This is a genomic window from Ruminococcus sp. RTP21358st1_G6_RTP21358_211008 (assembly GCF_040908885.1).
GTDB lineage: Bacteria > Bacillota > Clostridia > Lachnospirales > Lachnospiraceae > Blautia_A > Blautia_A faecis.
This window is the reverse complement of record NZ_JBDGDM010000030.1, coordinates 1-16,214: the sequence shown is the minus strand read 5'-3', so window position 1 is coordinate 16,214 and position 16,214 is coordinate 1. Positions and strand designations below refer to the sequence as shown.

The window sequence follows — 16,214 nt, the reverse complement described above, 5'->3', positions numbered from 1 at the left end:
CGAGGAAAAAGAATATGGGAATTATCAAGGCATTCAAGCTGGGATTTGACTATCTCAAGTATGATGAGGACGGCAATGTGGAAGCAACGCAGCGTGCTGTCAATGATGTAAACCTGGACATTGAAGCCGGCGATTTTGTGGCCGTTCTGGGGCACAATGGTTCCGGAAAATCCACATTGGCGAAGCAGATAAATGCATTGCTTATCCCTTCAGAGGGAACCATGTGGGTGGATGATATGGACACAGCCAAGGAGCCGGAGCTGTGGAAAATCCGCCAGAAAGCGGGGATGGTTTTTCAGAATCCGGACAACCAGATCATTGGTACGGTTGTGGAAGAGGATGTAGGCTTTGGTCCTGAGAATATGGGAGTACCTACAGACGAAATCTGGAAGCGTGTGGATGACAGTCTGAAAAAGACAGGAATGACCGCTTACCGTTATCAGTCTCCGAACAAGCTTTCCGGAGGCCAGAAACAAAGAGTGGCCATCGCAGGTGTTGTGGCGATGCGTCCAAGCTGTATTGTACTGGACGAGCCAACTGCAATGCTTGATCCGAATGGCCGGAAGGAAGTATTGAAAGCCGTTTCCGAGCTCAATAAAAAAGAAAATGTAACCGTTGTCCTCATTACCCATTATATGGAAGAAGTGATCCATGCCAACAAGGTTTATGTGATGGATGGTGGAAATGTGGTAATGCAGGGAACTCCAAGAGAAATTTTTTCCCAGGTAGAGACACTGAAGAAATACCGGCTGGATGTACCCCAGGTGACATTGCTCGCCCATGAGCTTCACAAGGCTGGCGTGGACATTCCGGAAGGAATACTGACGAAAGAGGAATTGGTGGGTGCATTATGTCGATAGAGCTTAAGAACGTGACCTATACTTACAGTCAGGGTACTGCTTATGAAAGCCACGCCCTGAAAGATATAAATCTTGTAATTCCGGATGGACAGTTCATTGGTGTGATCGGTCATACTGGAAGTGGAAAATCAACCTTGATCCAGCATTTTAATGCTTTGATCCAGCCTACAAGCGGTCAGATCCTTTATAATGGAGAAGACGTGTGGGCGGAGAATTATAACCGCCGGGCTCTTCGAAGTGAGGTGGGGCTGGTATTCCAGTATCCGGAGCACCAGCTGTTTGAGAATACAGTTCTGGCAGATGTTTGCTTTGGCCCTATGAATCAGGGACTTTCCAGGGAGCAGGCTGAGGAAGAGGCAAAAAAGGCCCTTGCCCATGTAGGTGTGAAGGAAGAGAATTTTACCAAGTCTCCTTTCGAGCTTTCAGGAGGCCAGAAGAAACGGGTTGCCATTGCAGGTGTTCTGGCAATGAACCCGAAAATCCTGATCCTGGATGAGCCTACTGCAGGGCTCGACCCACAGGGAAGAGATGACATTCTGGATCAGATTGCGGCTCTTCATAAGATGAGAGGAATTACCATTATCCTGGTTTCTCATAGCATGGAGGACATTGCCAAATATGTGGAACGCCTGATCGTTATGAATCATGGGGAAATGGTGTTTGACGATACACCGAAGAATGTATTTTCCCATTATAAGGAACTGGAAGAAATGGGACTTGCGGCACCGCAGATCACCTATATCATGCATGCGCTTTCCGAAAATGGCCTGAATGTGGATACCACAGCTACCACTGTGGAGGAAGCCAGGGATACGATTCTGGAAGCTTTAAAGAAGCAGAAGCCTTCACTTCTTAAGAAGGGAGGCAGAAGCGAATGATCAGAGATATTACGATCGGACAGTATTATCCGGCAGATTCCGTGATTCACAAGCTGGATCCAAGAACCAAACTGGTAGGAACCATTGGATTTATTGTATCTGTATTTTTGTTTCACACCTTCGCAGGATATGCAGTGGCTACTATATTTCTTGCAGGAATGATCCTGTTGTCCAAGGTTCCGGTGAAGTTTATTTTTAAAGGTCTGAAGACTATTTTCATGCTGCTTCTGATCACCATATTTTTTAATATGATTCTTACCCCTGGTGAGGTGGTATGGAAGCTGGGATTTATTAAGGTAACAAAGGAAGGTCTGGTGTTGGCAGGTACTATGGCGATCCGACTGGTTTATCTGGTGATCGGTTCTTCCATTATGACACTGACGACTACGCCTAACCAGCTGACTGATGGTCTGGAGCGTCTGCTCCGCCCGCTGAATAAGCTCCATGTACCAGTGCATGATATTGCTATGATGATGTCGATCGCCCTACGTTTTATCCCTATTCTTCTGGAAGAAACGGATAAGATCATGAAAGCGCAGATCGCCCGCGGAGCTGATTTCGAGAATGGGAATCTGATCCAGAAGGCGAAGAACATGGTTCCCCTTCTGGTGCCGCTGTTTATTTCCGCATTTCGCCGTGCAAATGATCTGGCCATGGCCATGGAAGCAAGATGCTATCATGGCGGCGATAACCGTACCCAGATGAAACCGCTTTGTTATAAAAAAAGAGATCATATGGCATATGTGATTTTGGCAGCGTATCTGGCTGTTGCAATTGGATTTAGGGCAGCTGGAATTTAAATCGACTGAACATCCATTTAAAAAGTTATAGTTCCCTCATCTGTATTCAGAGTCTTAAAATAGACTACGGATGCAGATGAGGGAATTTTCACAAGGAGAAAGATGATGAAACGAATTGGACTTGTTGTAGCATATGATGGAACGAATTATTGTGGCTGGCAGACACAGCCCAATGGAATTACAGTACAGGGAGTGTTGAATGATACACTTTCTGAGCTTCTGGGAGAAAAGATTGAAACGATTGGTGCCAGTCGTACAGATGCAGGCGTACACGCCCTTGGAAACGTAGCGGTATTTGACACCAACACCCGTATCCCGGGAGAGAAGATTTCTTATGCTCTGAACCAGCGTCTGCCGGAGGATATCCGGATTCAGATGTCCGAAGAAGTGGAACCGGACTTCCATCCAAGATACTGTGACAGTGAGAAAACATATGAATATCGCATTCTGAACCGCAAATTTCCGGTACCAACAGAGCGGCTTTATTCCTATTTCTATCATTACAAATTAGATGTGGACAAAATGAGAGAGGCAACATCCTACCTGATCGGAAGGCATGATTTTGCCAGTTTCTGCGGCTCCGGAGCCCAGGTGAAAACAACTATCCGTACAGTTACCGGAATTGAAGTTTTCCGTGATGGTGACATAGTTACGATTCGCGTTTCGGGAACTGGTTTCCTCTATAATATGGTCCGCATTATTTCCGGCACCTTGATTGAAATCGGAAATGGACAGTATCCACCGGAGCGCATGCAGAAAATCCTGGATGCCAAAGACCGTTCCGCTGCTGGTCCTACCGCACCGGCGCAGGGACTCACCCTGATGGGGATACAGTTCTTTGATTAATGAGTAACGTTGCTATTTAATGTGTTGAAAAGTTCTTCAGGAGGGACGCATTTGGACAACTTTCAACATATTAAATAGCAAATTTTCGAGATGCACCTTTCCAATACTTCTTTTTGGCATATCACTTCACACATTAAAAATGTCAATAGCACATAATTACAATCTAGCATAATTTCACAACAAAAATGTCCACCCCAGCACAATTTTGTGCATATCATAACACAAAAAATGAAAGAGCAATCCAAAATTAGTCCATTTTACACAGAGCATCGATATGATATTATAATCCCATCAAAAAGCTATAGAACATAGCAAATAAAAATGATACGGGAGGTTTTTTCATGAAGAGAAAAGTAGCAATGGCAATGGTAGCAGCAATGGCAGTTGGTTCACTTGCAGTTCCAGTAATGGCAGAAGACGGAGCAGCTGGCGGAAAGATCGGTATTTCAATGCCTACACAGTCTCTGGAGCGTTGGAATCGTGATGGTTCCTATCTGCAGAAACAGTTCGAAGATGCTGGATACGAAGTAGAGCTTACATACTCTGACAACGAGACAGACCGTCAGGTAAACGATATCCAGAACCTGATTTCCGACGGAGTTAACCTGTTAGTTGTAGCAGCTATCGATGGCGAGGCTCTTAATACAGTTATGGATGAAGCAGCAGATGCAGGAATCCCGGTTATTTCCTATGACCGTCTGATCAAGTCCGACGCTGTTTCCTATTATATTTCTTTTGATAACTACACAGTAGGTACCCTTCAGGGACAGTACGTAGTAGATTCTCTGGATCTGGACAATGCTGGAGACAAGACATACAATATCGAGTTTACAGCTGGTGATCCTGCTGATAACAATGCCGGATACTTCTTCAATGGAGCATTTGATGTATTAAAACCATACATTGATGCAGGAACCTTAAATGTAGTTTCCGGACAGACTGATTTTGATTCTGTTGCAACACCTGCATGGGATACCCAGACAGCACTTGAAAGAATGCAGAATATTCTGGCATCCTACTATGCAGACGGAACACAGCTTGATGTAGCTCTTTGCTCCAACGACTCCACAGCACTTGGTGTAACACAGGCAATCGAGTCTGACTATGCTGGTGATAACACAGTTCTGATCACAGGACAGGATGGTGATGAAGCAAACCTTGCAAACATCGTTGACGGAAAACAGTCCATGACCGTTTACAAAGCAGTTGCTAATGAAGCAGTCGTAACACTTGACCTTGCAAAAGCAATGCTGGCTGGTGATACAGTTGATGAGTCCCTGATTGAAAAATCTGGTTGGGATTTCGAGTGTGCATATGATACAGAGTCCTATGAGACATCTGAAGGCAACAAATGCCCATCCTTCCTTCTGGTTCCTACAGTTGTAACAAAAGACAACCTTCAGGAAGCACTGGTTGACCCAGGATATTACACAATGGATGATGACGGATATCTTCATCCGGCAAACTAATGAAGACTGAACGAAAACGTCATACAAATCAAAAATAAAGGTTTAAATGTGGGCGGGGTGAAAAGCCCCGCCTGCTTTATGGGAAAGGGGGCGCCATTTTGGCTGACAATATTTTAGTAATGGAACACATTACGAAGGAATTCCCCGGTGTCAAAGCTTTGGATAACGTTAACCTTGAAGTTCAGCGTGGCGAGATTCATGCGCTGATCGGTGAAAACGGTGCGGGAAAGTCCACATTGATGAACGTATTAAGTGGTCAGTATCCATACGGCAGCTATACTGGAACGGTTACCTACGAGGGTGAAGAGTGTAAGTTTAAAAAGCTTAATGACAGCGAGGCAAAAGGTATCGTTATTATTCACCAGGAGCTTGCATTGATCCCACTGCTTTCCATCGGTGAAAACATGTTTCTCGGAAACGAGATCAAAAATAAAAGAGGAGCCATCGACTGGGATAAAACATACAGCGAGGCTGAGAAACATATGGCTCAGGTAGGTCTTCATGAATCTGCCCAGACCCTGATCAAAGATATCGGAACCGGCAAACAGCAGCTGGTAGAAATTGCGAAAGCTTTTTCAAAAGATGTTAAACTGCTCATCCTGGATGAGCCGACTTCATCCCTGAATGATGAAGATGCAAAGATGCTTCTGGACCTGCTTATGGAATTTAAAAAACAGGGACTGACATCTATTATTATCACACACAAACTGAATGAGATCATTTACTGTGCAGACCGTTGTACCATTCTTCGAGACGGAAGCACAATCGAGACACTTACAAAAGGCGTGGATGACTTAAGCGAGGACAGGATCATCAAAGGAATGGTTGGACGTCCTATGGAAGATCGTTATCCGAAACGTGAGCACAATGTAAGTAAAGAAGTGATGCTGGAGGTAAAGAACTGGACGGTTCATCATCCTCTGTATCCGGAAAAAATAGTAGACGACAATATTTCCTTTAAAGTACATAAAGGTGAGGTTGTTGGTTTCTCAGGACTGCAGGGTGCAGGCCGTACAGAGCTGGCAATGTCCATCTTCGGTAAGAGCTATGGAAGTGCAATTTCCGGAGAATTGTACATAAAGGGTGAAAAAGTAGATTTGAAAGATCCTCGTGCAGCCATCCAGCATGGTCTTGCATATGTAACTGAGGACCGTAAGACAAACGGACTGATCCTTGATGAGTCCATTCGTTTCAATACAACTCTTGCCCGTCTGAACAAAGTCTGTGATAATGGAATTATCAACACGGACCTTGAGGTACAGCTGGCGGAGCAGATGACAAAAGAAATGGGAACGAAAACACCTTCCAATGAGCAGCGTATTGGTAACCTGTCTGGTGGTAACCAGCAGAAAGCCCTTCTTGGAAAGTGGATGTTCACAGAACCAGATATTTTGATTCTGGATGAGCCTACCCGTGGTATCGACGTAGGTGCAAAATATGATATTTACTGTCTGATCAATCAGATGGTGGAACAGGGAAAATCTGTAATCATGATTTCCTCAGAAATGCCTGAAATCCTTGGTATGTGCGACCGGATTTATATCATGAATGAAGGTAAAATGGCCGGAGAACTGGATGCGAAAGAAGCTACCCAGGAAGGCATCATGGCACATATCATGCAGAATCAGAAGAAATAATGAAGGGGGAAAACAAAATGAATGCAAAAATAAAAGACTTTTTAAGAAAATATACGATGGTTATTGCACTTGTAATCGTATTTATCCTGTTCTGTGCTCTGACTGATGGACGACTTCTTTTCGCACAGAACATGTCAAACCTTATGCTCCAGAACGGATACGTACTGGTTCTTGCATGTGGTATGTTACTCTGTATCTTAACTGGTGGTAACATCGATCTTTCTGTTGGATCTGTTATCTGCTTCGTTGGTGGTGTTGCAGCTGTCCTGATCGGCAGCAAGGGCTTCAATCCATTTATCACCATTCTCCTTTGCCTGGTAATCGGCCTTCTGGTTGGTGTATGGCAGGGCTACTGGATTGGTTATAAGAGAATTCCTCCATTTATCACAACACTTGCCGGCATGTTCATTTTCCGTGGATTTGGACGTCTGGTACTGGATAATAAGACAGTATCTATCCAGAACAAATCTTTCCTGAATGTATTTACATCCTACATTAACATTCCTGGACTTGATGATGGAAAGAAATATTCTGCACTGATCGTTGGTGTTCTGATCGCATGCTACATTATTTTCTCCACTATGCGTTCCAGAGCAAACAAAGCGAAAAAAGGTTATCGTCAGAATACCGCAGCTTCTGATTACAGCAGAGCAGCCGTGATTGCAGTTGTTATTCTGTGGTATTGCTACAAATTGTATCAGTACAAAGGTATCTCCGTAATGCTTGTATGGGTAGTTGCAATCTGCATGATCTACAACTTCATCACATCCAAGACAGCGTTTGGACGTTACTTTTACGCAATCGGCGGTAACGAGAAAGCAACACAGCTTTCCGGTATCGATACAAATAAGGTTTATTTCATTGCATATGCAAACATGGGCTTACTTGCTGGTCTTGCCGGTCTTCTCTGCGCAGCACGTGTAGGTTCTGTAAATGGTAGTACAGGTACATCCTTCGAGATGGATGCAATCGGTTCCTGTTTCATCGGTGGTGCTTCTGCATACGGTGGAAGTGGTACTGTAGGCGGTGTTGTAATCGGTGCTCTTCTCCTTGGTGTTATCAACATGGGTATGTCAATCATGGGTATCGGTGATTCCTGGCAGTATGTTGTAAAAGGTGCCGTACTTCTGATCGCAGTTGTATTTGATGTTATCTCTAATAGAAAATCCAACTAAATAATTGCCAAAAAACTGCTGAGAGTGCAGTAAGTAATCAGAAACTACTGTTCACTGGTGACGTTCCGCGAGGCGTTTTTTGTGAACAAAGTTCACAGAAAACCCGAGAATTGCGGCGCGAAATCATGCGAATGCATGATTTCTGTGCATCGCGAAGCGTGTTGCTGGTCACGGAGTGAACAGTAACAATCAGAAAGGAGCTGTTGCAGAAATGCAATGGCTTCTTTTGCATATAGCATGCAAATATGGTAAACTGTAGATGTTTGAAAGCATATTTATTTTATAATAAAATGGCGGTTTGCCTACAGGCAAAAGCGCGGGCAATAAAGGAACTTATTAATTATGAAAAAATCCACATTGACTGTTTTTTTTATTATAGTAGGCTGTATGTTATTTCTCTCTGGAATCTGGATTTATTTCCAGAAAAAACTGGATCAGGTGGATCTTGGTGAAGGAGAGGGGGCATCCAGCTACGCAAAACATTATCTGATGATATCAGGAGAGGAAAATACCCTGATGTGGGATTCTATCTATGAAAGCGCCAGCCAGGCGGCAAAGGATGCAGATGCTTATCTGGAATTGATCGAGCCCGGACACGATTCCAATTATAGTCAGGCGGACTATCTGCGTATTGGAATTGCCTCCCAGGTGGACGGAATCATTCTGGAAGCTGATGGAAGCGATGAAGAGCAGGAACTGATCCAGGAGGCCTCAGATGCGGATATTCCAGTAGTTACGGTGCTGACAGATGATTCCTCCAGTGCCAGAATCAGCTTTGTTGGACTGAATAGTTATCAGCTTGGAAATGCTTACACGGAACAGATCCTTGGACTTTTAAAGGAGCATGAGAATACGCAGGTCCTTCTTTTGTCAAATTCCCAGTCCAAGACACAGGAGACCAATCTGATCTATTACCAGATTAAAAAAGAACTGGAGGAAAAAAAGAAGGATTATCAGACCGTAACGATTTCAGAATACAACATTGACAGCAGCTCTGGCTTTGATACAGAGGAATTTGTCCGGGATATTTTTGTAAGCGAGGAGAACCTGCCAGATGTGCTGGTGTGCATGGACGAGGTTGTGACAGAGTGCGTTTACCAGGCTCTGGTTGACTATAACCAGGTTGGAAATGTGGATGTAGTTGGTTTTTATTATTCCGATGTAATTCTGGATGGTATCAGCAAAGGGATTATTTCTTCGGCTATCGCTCTGGATATGGATGAAATCGGAAGATACAGCGTGAATGCCCTGGAAGAGTTTTCCTCCTTGGGACATACCAGCAACTATTACAGTGTGGGTCAGCATGTGATCACCAGAAGCAATGTTGGTGCTTACAGAACGGAGGGGAATTAAATGAGAGAGAGAAAAGGAAGCCTTTCCGTCCAGAATTCCATACAGACAAGATTAAGCTTTGTTATGGCCCTTGTCATGGTGTTTGTAGTATGCATCAATTTTTTTATCTTTGAACAGATCCATACCGGTGTAGACCGGATTGATGCTGTTTTTTCCAGCAATGCAGCGATTAATGATCTCTCGGATACCTTAAACAAGCTGGAAGGAACGGTTTACGAATATCTGAATATAAAGGGAACCAAGGCTCTGGAAAATTACTATCGCTATGAGCAGGATTACCGGGAGCTTCTGGATAAGCTGAATGACCGGAATGTGGACAATGAAGTAAAAATGCTGGAAAAAAATATACGCAGAATGTCAGAAAGCTATCTGAATCAGACCAGCGAGACTGTTCAGGCCAAGCGAGGCAGAAATATTGAGAAGTACAAGGCTTCTTATGAAAAAGAACTGCAGCTTTATAAATATATCAATTCTTATATTTACAAGCTGAATAATCTGCGTTTCCGGATGAATTCCTCCAATTACCAGCTCCTGCTTTCTTCTATGGATGTACTGTATCGGCTGGCGTTGGTGGTTATTTTCATTGTGGCAGCAGTAGGCGTGGCTATTATCATTCTGTTTGTGCAATCCATGATCCGGCCGCTGACCCAGCTTTCCAGTACTGCTCATGAGGTTGCCCTGGGAAATCTGAATGTGCCAATTCTGCCTGTTGTCTGCGAGGATGAGGTTGGCGTGGTAACACGGAGCTTTAATCAGATGCTGGACAGCATACGCATTCATATTAAACAACAGCGTGAAAGTATAGAGAAGCAGGCTCAGATGAAGGAGAGGGAGCTTCTTATGGAGACCCATCTGAAGGAAGCACAGCTGAAGTATCTTCAGGCTCAGATCAATCCTCATTTCCTGTTTAACTGTCTGAATGCTGGTGCCCAGCTTGCCATGCTGGAGGATGCAGAGCGTACTGGTGTTTTTCTGGAAAAGATGGCAGACTTTTTTCGATATAATGTACGGAAAATGGAGGATGACGCACTTCTCTGGGAAGAGGTGGATGCAGTTGACAATTATATTTATATTTTAAATGTCCGATTTGCCGGAGATATCAATTATGAAAAAGATGTGGATGAGGGAATCGGGAATTTCAGGATTCCAAGTATGATTTTGCAGCCTCTGGTGGAAAATGCAGTGCAACATGGAATCCACGACTGTATGGAAACTGGAAAAATCAGAATGTCTATTCACAAGGATGGAGATGATCTGGAAATCACAGTCAGTGATAATGGCGCCGGAATGACACAGGAGATGATCAGGTCTGTTATGGCAGGGAAAGCACGAAATAATGGAGAGGACCGTTATTCTACAGGTATAGCAGTAGGAAATGTAATTGACAGATTGGAACTGTATTATAAACAAAAAGGTCTTCTTACCATAGAAAGTGATGGTCTGGGACTTGGAACCAGTGTGCATATCACCTTACCGGTGGAGGTTGAAGGTACCAGTGAATGAGTAAAAAGTGATAGCACGGAGTATGCTGCAATGAGCAGTGAACAGAGGCTGAATAAAGGGGAGCAAAAAAATGTACCGTATTCTGATAGCAGATGATGAAGGACTTATGCTGGAGGCTTTTAAAGGAGTGATTCTGGCTGAATTCGGAGATAAATGCAGTGTGGAAACTGCGAAAACAGGAAGGGCGGTAATCGAGAAGGCGGAGACTTTTCACCCGGATATTGTGTTTATGGATATTCACATGCCTGGAATTAACGGAATCCAGGCCATGCGGGAAATCCGGAAGTTCAACAATTCCGCCTTGTTTTATGTGGTTTCCGCATATGACAAATTTGATTACGCTAAAGAAGCCATTAATCTTGGTGTGGAACAGTATCTTACGAAACCGATTTCGAAAAGTAAGATTATTTCTGTGGTGGAAGAAGCGACAGCAAAGGTGGATAAGGTGCGTGATCAGAGAAGTAATCTGTTGAAAATCCAGGAAAAGCTGGAGACAGTTATCCCGGTTGTGGAATCTGGTTATGTAAATTCTCTTCTTTTCCAGAAAGAGATGGCAGCAGCAGATTATTACCAGCAGCTTCTTGATATTGAATACAGCCAGGGTTATGTTATGGTGGTGCAGTTTGGACAAAGCTATGAAAATGGAAGACTGGTAAGCCCGGTTGGAATGAATGTGAAAGCCCAGAGCTTTTATCCGGAATTCCGGGATGTGGTGAAGTCTGCTTTTCCTTGTGTGGTTGGAAATATTATGTCCAATCGTATCCCTGTAGTAGTACCTTGTGAAATTTTTCAGAATCCTTATGAAGACCGCATTGATCTGGTGGAAAAGGCAAGAGAACTGGTGGCAAGGCTGGAAGGCAGACTGGATGCAAAATTCCGTGTGGGAATTGGAAGAGTATGGGAAATGGAAGAGCTTGAGAGATCTTACCGTGAAGCACTCCGGGCATTAAACGGAAGCCTGAGCCGGGTAATTCATATAGAGGATCTTTCCCAGAATGGTGTCTATGACGAGGCTTTTCCCGGCAATGATGAGAAGCGGATGTTCCGCTGCCTTGAGGAAGGAAATGAAGAGGGTATGCTCCAGGAGGTGAACTTCTTCTGTGACTGGATGGTGGAGCATTATTCACAGGATATGAATAATATCCGCCTGAAAATACTGGAGTTTATTATCTGGGGAGAGAAGATTGCTTTTGAAAGCGGCGCGATCAATTATGGATTTAGTTACCGCAGAGACTATTTGGATACTGCCATGTCGCTTTCTACTTATGAGGATCTTCGTAAATGGTTTCAGGAAAAGATGGTAAATGTATGCCGGGCAATCCGGGATCAGAAGGAAGATCAGTCTAATTCCGCGGTAAAGAAGGCCATGCTTTATATTCAGGAAAATTACAGCAGGGATATTTCTCTGGATGATGTATCCAGCCAGGTGAATATCAGTCCTTATTATTTCAGCAAGATTTTTAAGGAGGAGACTGGGGAGAATTTTATTGAGTATCTGACCAGAGTCCGGATCGATAAAGCCAAAGAGCTTCTGGTGGATGAAAATGTGAGCGTAAAGGAAGCGGGAATCCAGAGCGGCTATTCAGATCCAAATTATTTCAGCAGGATTTTTAAGAAGCAGATGGATATGACTCCAAGTGAGTATAAAGCGAGGTATGGAAAATGAGAAAGTGTCGTTGGCTGATCTTGTCGCTGGTTTTGATCCTGGCAGCTGCATTGGCAGCAGGCTGCGGAAGTAAGCCTCAGGAGCCGCAGAAGGAAGAAGCAAAAGAGGAAGATAAGCTGCAGATCGGGCTTAGCTTTGACTCTTTTGTAATTGAGAGATGGCTGCGGGACCGGGATATGTTTGTTTCTACTGCCCAGAGCCTTGGGGCTGAGGTGAATGTGCAGGTGGCCGGAGGCGTTGTGGAAGAGCAGATCTCCCAGATAGAGTATTTCATTAAGAAAAAGATGGATGTGATCGTGGTGATCCCTATTGATGGAAATGCTCTGTATGATGTGCTGAAGGAAGCCCGGGAAATGGGGATTTATATAATCTGCTATGACCGCATTGTGGAAAATGTTAATGCAGATCTGTATATTACCATTGATAATGAAAAGGTTGGAACCCTTATGGGAGAGGCGCTGATCCAGGCTTGTCCGGAGGGAGGAAATATTTTTGCCATCAATGGATCTCCTACAGACAGAAATGTGGATGAAGTTGTGAGGGGGTTCAATAAAGCCATTGAAGGCAGTAATCTGAATGTGGTTTATACGGAATATTGCGATAACTGGATGGCAGAGCTGGCCGGAAATTATGTGACTCAGGGGTTGGAAGTTACAAAAGATATTGTAGGAGTGATGTGCGGAAATGATGATCTGGCAAGTCAGGCAGTGAAGGTATTGTCGGAGAACCGGTTGGCAGGGAAGGTTGCTGTGGTGGCTCAGGATGCGGATCTGGCAGCTTGTCAGAGGATTGTGGAAGGTACACAGGAAATGACCGTCTATAAGCCTATTGAACTGGAAGCGAATACGGCGGCAGAGTTCGCTGTAGCGCTTGGCAAAGGAGAGGATATTACTTCAGGAGAAGGGGAATACAAGGCGGTAGAAACTTTCAATGACGGGACATATGACATTCCTTATTATAAAATCGATCCAATTGCGGTGACAGCGGAAAATATGGATAAGGTGATCATTGATGGGGGATTTCATACGAGAGAGGATGTTTATTTGAATATTCGATAAGGAAAGGTGCTTCAAAGCGGACGCAGTGCGGACGAAATAACAAAAAGACTGGTTCTTCATGTAGCTGCAGGAAGAACTAGCCTTTTTTTGTATGGGGGAAAAGAATTTTTTATGCATATACTCTGTCGATTTGGATCACAGCACAATAGTTGCCATCGTCCATATTGCGGATGCGCTCTTTGAGGAGATTGGTGATCTCTACGTTTGTGAGTTTGCATTCGAAAGGAACCGCTACGTCGAAGATCAGGTTTGTGTGGGTAGGACCTTCTACTATGCGAAAATCGTGAATGGAAAGACGGCGGTCCAGATTGCGGGTGATTTCTTCAATCTGGCTGCGCATTTCATTGACCTCCTTGTTGTCTGTAACAATGGGATCAATGTGGATGGTGGCAGAACAATTCAGTTTGTCCTGAAGCTCATGCTCAATGTTGTCAATCTCATCGTGGATGATCAGCAGATCTCCGTGGGCGGGAACCTCAGCGTGGAGGGAAAGAATCAGTCTGCCTGGACCGTAGTCATGGACAATCAGGTCATGCATGCCGTGGACAAGGGGATGGGCAAGAACGATCTCTTCGATTTCCTCTACTAAATTTTTCTCCGGGGCTTGTCCGAGAAGGGGATCAATGGTATCCTTCATTGTAGTGATTCCGGTATAGAAGATAAAAATGCCAACCAGAACACCGAACCATCCGTCCAGCACCAGTCCGGTAAGCTGACTGATGATAGTTGCCAGAAGAACCAGACTGGTGGAAACTGTGTCACTTAAACTGTCTCCGGCTGTAGCCTGCATGGCAGTACTGTCGATTTTGTGACCGATAGTGCGGTTATAGTAGTACATATATATTTTTACCAGAATAGATGCAATAAGGACAGCAATAATAACCGGGCTGCATTCAATGGGCTCCGGGGTGCGGATCTTGTCAATGGAGGAGCGGATCAGCTCGAAGCCCATGATCAGAATCGCAACTGAGACAAGAAGTCCGGAGATATATTCCATGCGTCCATGTCCAAAGGGATGCTCTGTATCCGGTTTTTGTCCGGAGAGCTTGAAGCCCACCAGAGTGATCACAGAGGAGCCTGCATCCGATAAGTTGTTGAAGGCATCCGCCGTGATGGCAATAGAGCCGCTTAGGATTCCGGCAAGCCATTTTCCTATAAAAAGAAAAATGTTCAAGGCAATTCCCACAGCTCCGCAGAGCATGCCATAAGACTGGCGAACCTGGGGGGAGCTGTAGTCTTTGTAATCTTTGATGAAAAAACGGGATAAAAATGTTATCATAAAAACTTCACCTCAAATATAAGAAGAAAAGGAACTGTTCAGTTCTTTTACAGTTACGCGCTTTGTGATGCACAGAAAGGTGAACCTTTCTGCGGTATTCCCACAGCTGCCACCTGGGGCTTTCATAGTGAAAATGTTCCGCGGAATAGTACTTGCTGAATAGTTACCTGAAAAAATAAAATAGTTACTGTGTATCCTGTGGATAAATTCTTTCTAATATAGCACATTGCGGAGAAAAATACCAGAGAAAATTTATAAAATGTCTGATTAAAGTGTGGATAAATCGTTGTTCTAAAAGACACTTGTTGTGGATGGGCGTGTATAAGGTGGAGACAGCAAGCAGGCTTTGTGGAAAAGCTGATCAGCAATCCAGGAAGAATGTGGAAAACTTTTTGAAAAAAAGATGGAAATATGGGGAAAAAGTGGTTGACAGAAACGGAGGCTTATAATATAATAACTCAATGTGACGTAGTGCGAGATACTTTAGCCAATAGCCCCGGCGACGGTATTTATCAGCGGTTTCGGACATTTCCGCAGTAATTGCACCATCGTTTCCATATTACTAACATATGCGAGAATTCGCATTTATACAAACAATCGTTGATAAATAACAGGAGGTAAAACCATGCAGACTTATATGGCTAATCCAGATAAAATCGAGAGAAAATGGTATGTAGTTGACGCTGAAGGCTGCACCCTTGGCCGTCTGGCTTCTGGCGTAGCAAGCGTTTTAAGAGGAAAGAACAAACCTCAGTTTACACCACACGTTGACACAGGTGATTATGTAATCGTTGTTAACGCTGACAAGATTAAAGTTACAGGAAAGAAAATGGATCAGAAGATCTACTACAATCACTCTGATTATGTAGGTGGAATGAAAGAGACTACATTAAAAGAGATGATGGCTAAGAAACCTGAGAAAGTTGTTGAGCTGGCAGTTAAAGGTATGCTTCCAAAAGGACCATTAGGAAGAGAAATGTACACAAAACTTTTCGTTTATGCCGGACCTGAACACAAACATGCGGCTCAGAAACCGGAAGTTTTAACATTTTAATTAGGAGGTAGAAAACATTGGCTAGCGCAAAATTCTACGGAACAGGAAGAAGAAAAAAATCAGTAGCAAGAGTTTACCTTACCCCAGGTACTGGTAAAATCACTATCAATAAAAGAGACATTGATGAGTATTTCGGATTAGATACACTTAAAGTTATCGTTCGTCAGCCACTGGCTGCTACCGAGACAGAAGGAAAATTTGACGTTCTTGTAAACGTACACGGTGGCGGATACACAGGACAGGCTGGTGCTATCAGACATGGTATCTCCAGAGCACTCCTTGAGGCAGACAAAGAGTACAGACCAGTTCTTAAAGCAGCTGGATTCCTTACTCGTGATCCTCGTATGAAAGAGCGTAAGAAATACGGTCTCAAAGCAGCTCGTCGCGCTCCGCAGTTCAGCAAACGATAATCGACTGCTCAGACTATATCAAAATGGTTCAAAAACCCCGGAAAATCAAGGTTTTCCGGGGTTTTGCTATATCTAAACGGGCTGATATGGTTTGACCAAATTTGGCAAAACGAGAGCCGATTTCATCCAATTTTTAGTGGTCCGCAAGTCAATGCTAGCAATATAGTGTCAACTTAAGCCAGTTATATTGGCTCATCTGTTCCTTGAAAACTAAATAGTAAAAATA

At 43.9% G+C, this 16,214-nt stretch carries 14 protein-coding genes; 13 read left to right on the top strand and 1 reads right to left on the bottom strand.

Annotated features, from left to right (window positions below):
* Window positions 1-14 precede the first annotated feature (14 nt).
* From AB5Z12_RS12645 to AB5Z12_RS12595, 11 genes are all read left to right on the top strand, one after another.
* Window positions 15-860 carry an energy-coupling factor transporter ATPase gene (locus AB5Z12_RS12645; protein WP_118582720.1) on the top strand — a complete coding sequence of 282 codons (846 nt, stop codon included), beginning with the start codon at window positions 15-17 and terminating at the stop codon, window positions 858-860.
* On the top strand, window positions 851-1,738 hold the full coding sequence (locus AB5Z12_RS12640; protein ID WP_173772748.1) for an energy-coupling factor transporter ATPase: 888 nt from the start codon (window positions 851-853) through the stop codon (window positions 1,736-1,738). The genes AB5Z12_RS12645 and AB5Z12_RS12640 overlap by 10 nt, the downstream gene beginning before the upstream one ends.
* Complete coding sequence (locus tag AB5Z12_RS12635) at window positions 1,735-2,538, top strand: energy-coupling factor transporter transmembrane protein EcfT (RefSeq protein ID WP_118582725.1); 804 nt, start codon at window positions 1,735-1,737, stop codon at window positions 2,536-2,538. Before AB5Z12_RS12640 ends, AB5Z12_RS12635 begins: the two co-directional genes overlap by 4 nt.
* Before the next feature lie 102 nt (window positions 2,539-2,640).
* Window positions 2,641-3,384 (top strand): tRNA pseudouridine(38-40) synthase TruA, encoded by a 744-nt coding sequence (gene truA / locus AB5Z12_RS12630; RefSeq protein WP_330382759.1) that lies wholly within the window; start codon window positions 2,641-2,643, stop codon window positions 3,382-3,384.
* Between the two features lie 341 nt (window positions 3,385-3,725).
* Window positions 3,726-4,853, top strand: a complete 1,128-nt coding sequence (locus AB5Z12_RS12625; protein ID WP_148461696.1) for a sugar-binding protein — start codon at window positions 3,726-3,728, stop codon at window positions 4,851-4,853.
* Between the two features lie 98 nt (window positions 4,854-4,951).
* Window positions 4,952-6,490: a sugar ABC transporter ATP-binding protein gene (locus AB5Z12_RS12620; protein ID WP_173771707.1), complete on the top strand. Its 1,539-nt coding sequence runs from the start codon at window positions 4,952-4,954 to the stop codon at window positions 6,488-6,490.
* A 17-nt stretch (window positions 6,491-6,507) separates the two neighbouring features.
* Window positions 6,508-7,665, top strand: a complete 1,158-nt coding sequence (locus AB5Z12_RS12615) for a sugar ABC transporter permease (protein ID WP_368357279.1) — start codon at window positions 6,508-6,510, stop codon at window positions 7,663-7,665.
* A 342-nt stretch (window positions 7,666-8,007) separates the two neighbouring features.
* Complete coding sequence (locus tag AB5Z12_RS12610; protein ID WP_226838021.1) at window positions 8,008-9,018, top strand: substrate-binding domain-containing protein; 1,011 nt, start codon at window positions 8,008-8,010, stop codon at window positions 9,016-9,018.
* Window positions 9,019-10,521 (top strand): sensor histidine kinase, encoded by a 1,503-nt coding sequence (locus AB5Z12_RS12605; protein WP_173717153.1) that lies wholly within the window; start codon window positions 9,019-9,021, stop codon window positions 10,519-10,521.
* Between the two features lie 70 nt (window positions 10,522-10,591).
* Window positions 10,592-12,187, top strand: a complete 1,596-nt coding sequence (locus tag AB5Z12_RS12600; protein WP_173717154.1) for a response regulator — start codon at window positions 10,592-10,594, stop codon at window positions 12,185-12,187.
* Window positions 12,184-13,245: a sugar ABC transporter substrate-binding protein gene (locus AB5Z12_RS12595; RefSeq protein WP_173717155.1), complete on the top strand. Its 1,062-nt coding sequence runs from the start codon at window positions 12,184-12,186 to the stop codon at window positions 13,243-13,245. The genes AB5Z12_RS12600 and AB5Z12_RS12595 overlap by 4 nt, the downstream gene beginning before the upstream one ends.
* Before the next feature lie 109 nt (window positions 13,246-13,354).
* Here the strand turns inward: AB5Z12_RS12595 and AB5Z12_RS12590 are convergent, their stop codons facing one another.
* Complete coding sequence (locus AB5Z12_RS12590) at window positions 13,355-14,524, bottom strand: cation diffusion facilitator family transporter (protein ID WP_173717156.1); 1,170 nt, start codon at window positions 14,522-14,524, stop codon at window positions 13,355-13,357.
* 625 nt (window positions 14,525-15,149) lie between these two features.
* Here AB5Z12_RS12590 and rplM point away from each other — a divergent pair.
* Together rplM and rpsI are read left to right on the top strand one after the other, a co-directional pair.
* The gene (gene rplM / locus AB5Z12_RS12585; RefSeq protein WP_117853326.1) at window positions 15,150-15,578 is read left to right on the top strand and encodes a 50S ribosomal protein L13; all 429 of its coding nucleotides are present in this window, start codon (window positions 15,150-15,152) and stop codon (window positions 15,576-15,578) included.
* 17 nt (window positions 15,579-15,595) lie between these two features.
* On the top strand, window positions 15,596-15,988 hold the full coding sequence (gene rpsI / locus AB5Z12_RS12580; RefSeq protein ID WP_118580486.1) for a 30S ribosomal protein S9: 393 nt from the start codon (window positions 15,596-15,598) through the stop codon (window positions 15,986-15,988).
* The last annotated feature ends 226 nt before the right edge of the window (window positions 15,989-16,214 follow it).

Bases quoted from the DNA above. Each gene is read 5' to 3' on its own strand.
- AB5Z12_RS12640 (WP_173772748.1), top strand. From the start codon at position 851: ATGTCGATAGAGCTTAAGAACGTGACCTATACTTACAGTCAGGGTACT.
- AB5Z12_RS12595 (WP_173717155.1), top strand. From the start codon at position 12,184: ATGAGAAAGTGTCGTTGGCTGATCTTGTCGCTGGTTTTGATCCTGGCA.
- AB5Z12_RS12625 (WP_148461696.1), top strand. From the start codon at position 3,726: ATGAAGAGAAAAGTAGCAATGGCAATGGTAGCAGCAATGGCAGTTGGT.
- AB5Z12_RS12600 (WP_173717154.1), top strand. From the start codon at position 10,592: ATGTACCGTATTCTGATAGCAGATGATGAAGGACTTATGCTGGAGGCT.
- rplM (WP_117853326.1), top strand. From the start codon at position 15,150: ATGCAGACTTATATGGCTAATCCAGATAAAATCGAGAGAAAATGGTAT.
- AB5Z12_RS12635 (WP_118582725.1), top strand. From the start codon at position 1,735: ATGATCAGAGATATTACGATCGGACAGTATTATCCGGCAGATTCCGTG.
- AB5Z12_RS12590 (WP_173717156.1), bottom strand. From the start codon at position 14,524: ATGATAACATTTTTATCCCGTTTTTTCATCAAAGATTACAAAGACTAC.
- AB5Z12_RS12605 (WP_173717153.1), top strand. From the start codon at position 9,019: ATGAGAGAGAGAAAAGGAAGCCTTTCCGTCCAGAATTCCATACAGACA.
- AB5Z12_RS12645 (WP_118582720.1), top strand. From the start codon at position 15: ATGGGAATTATCAAGGCATTCAAGCTGGGATTTGACTATCTCAAGTAT.
- AB5Z12_RS12615 (WP_368357279.1), top strand. From the start codon at position 6,508: ATGAATGCAAAAATAAAAGACTTTTTAAGAAAATATACGATGGTTATT.
- truA (WP_330382759.1), top strand. From the start codon at position 2,641: ATGATGAAACGAATTGGACTTGTTGTAGCATATGATGGAACGAATTAT.
- AB5Z12_RS12610 (WP_226838021.1), top strand. From the start codon at position 8,008: ATGAAAAAATCCACATTGACTGTTTTTTTTATTATAGTAGGCTGTATG.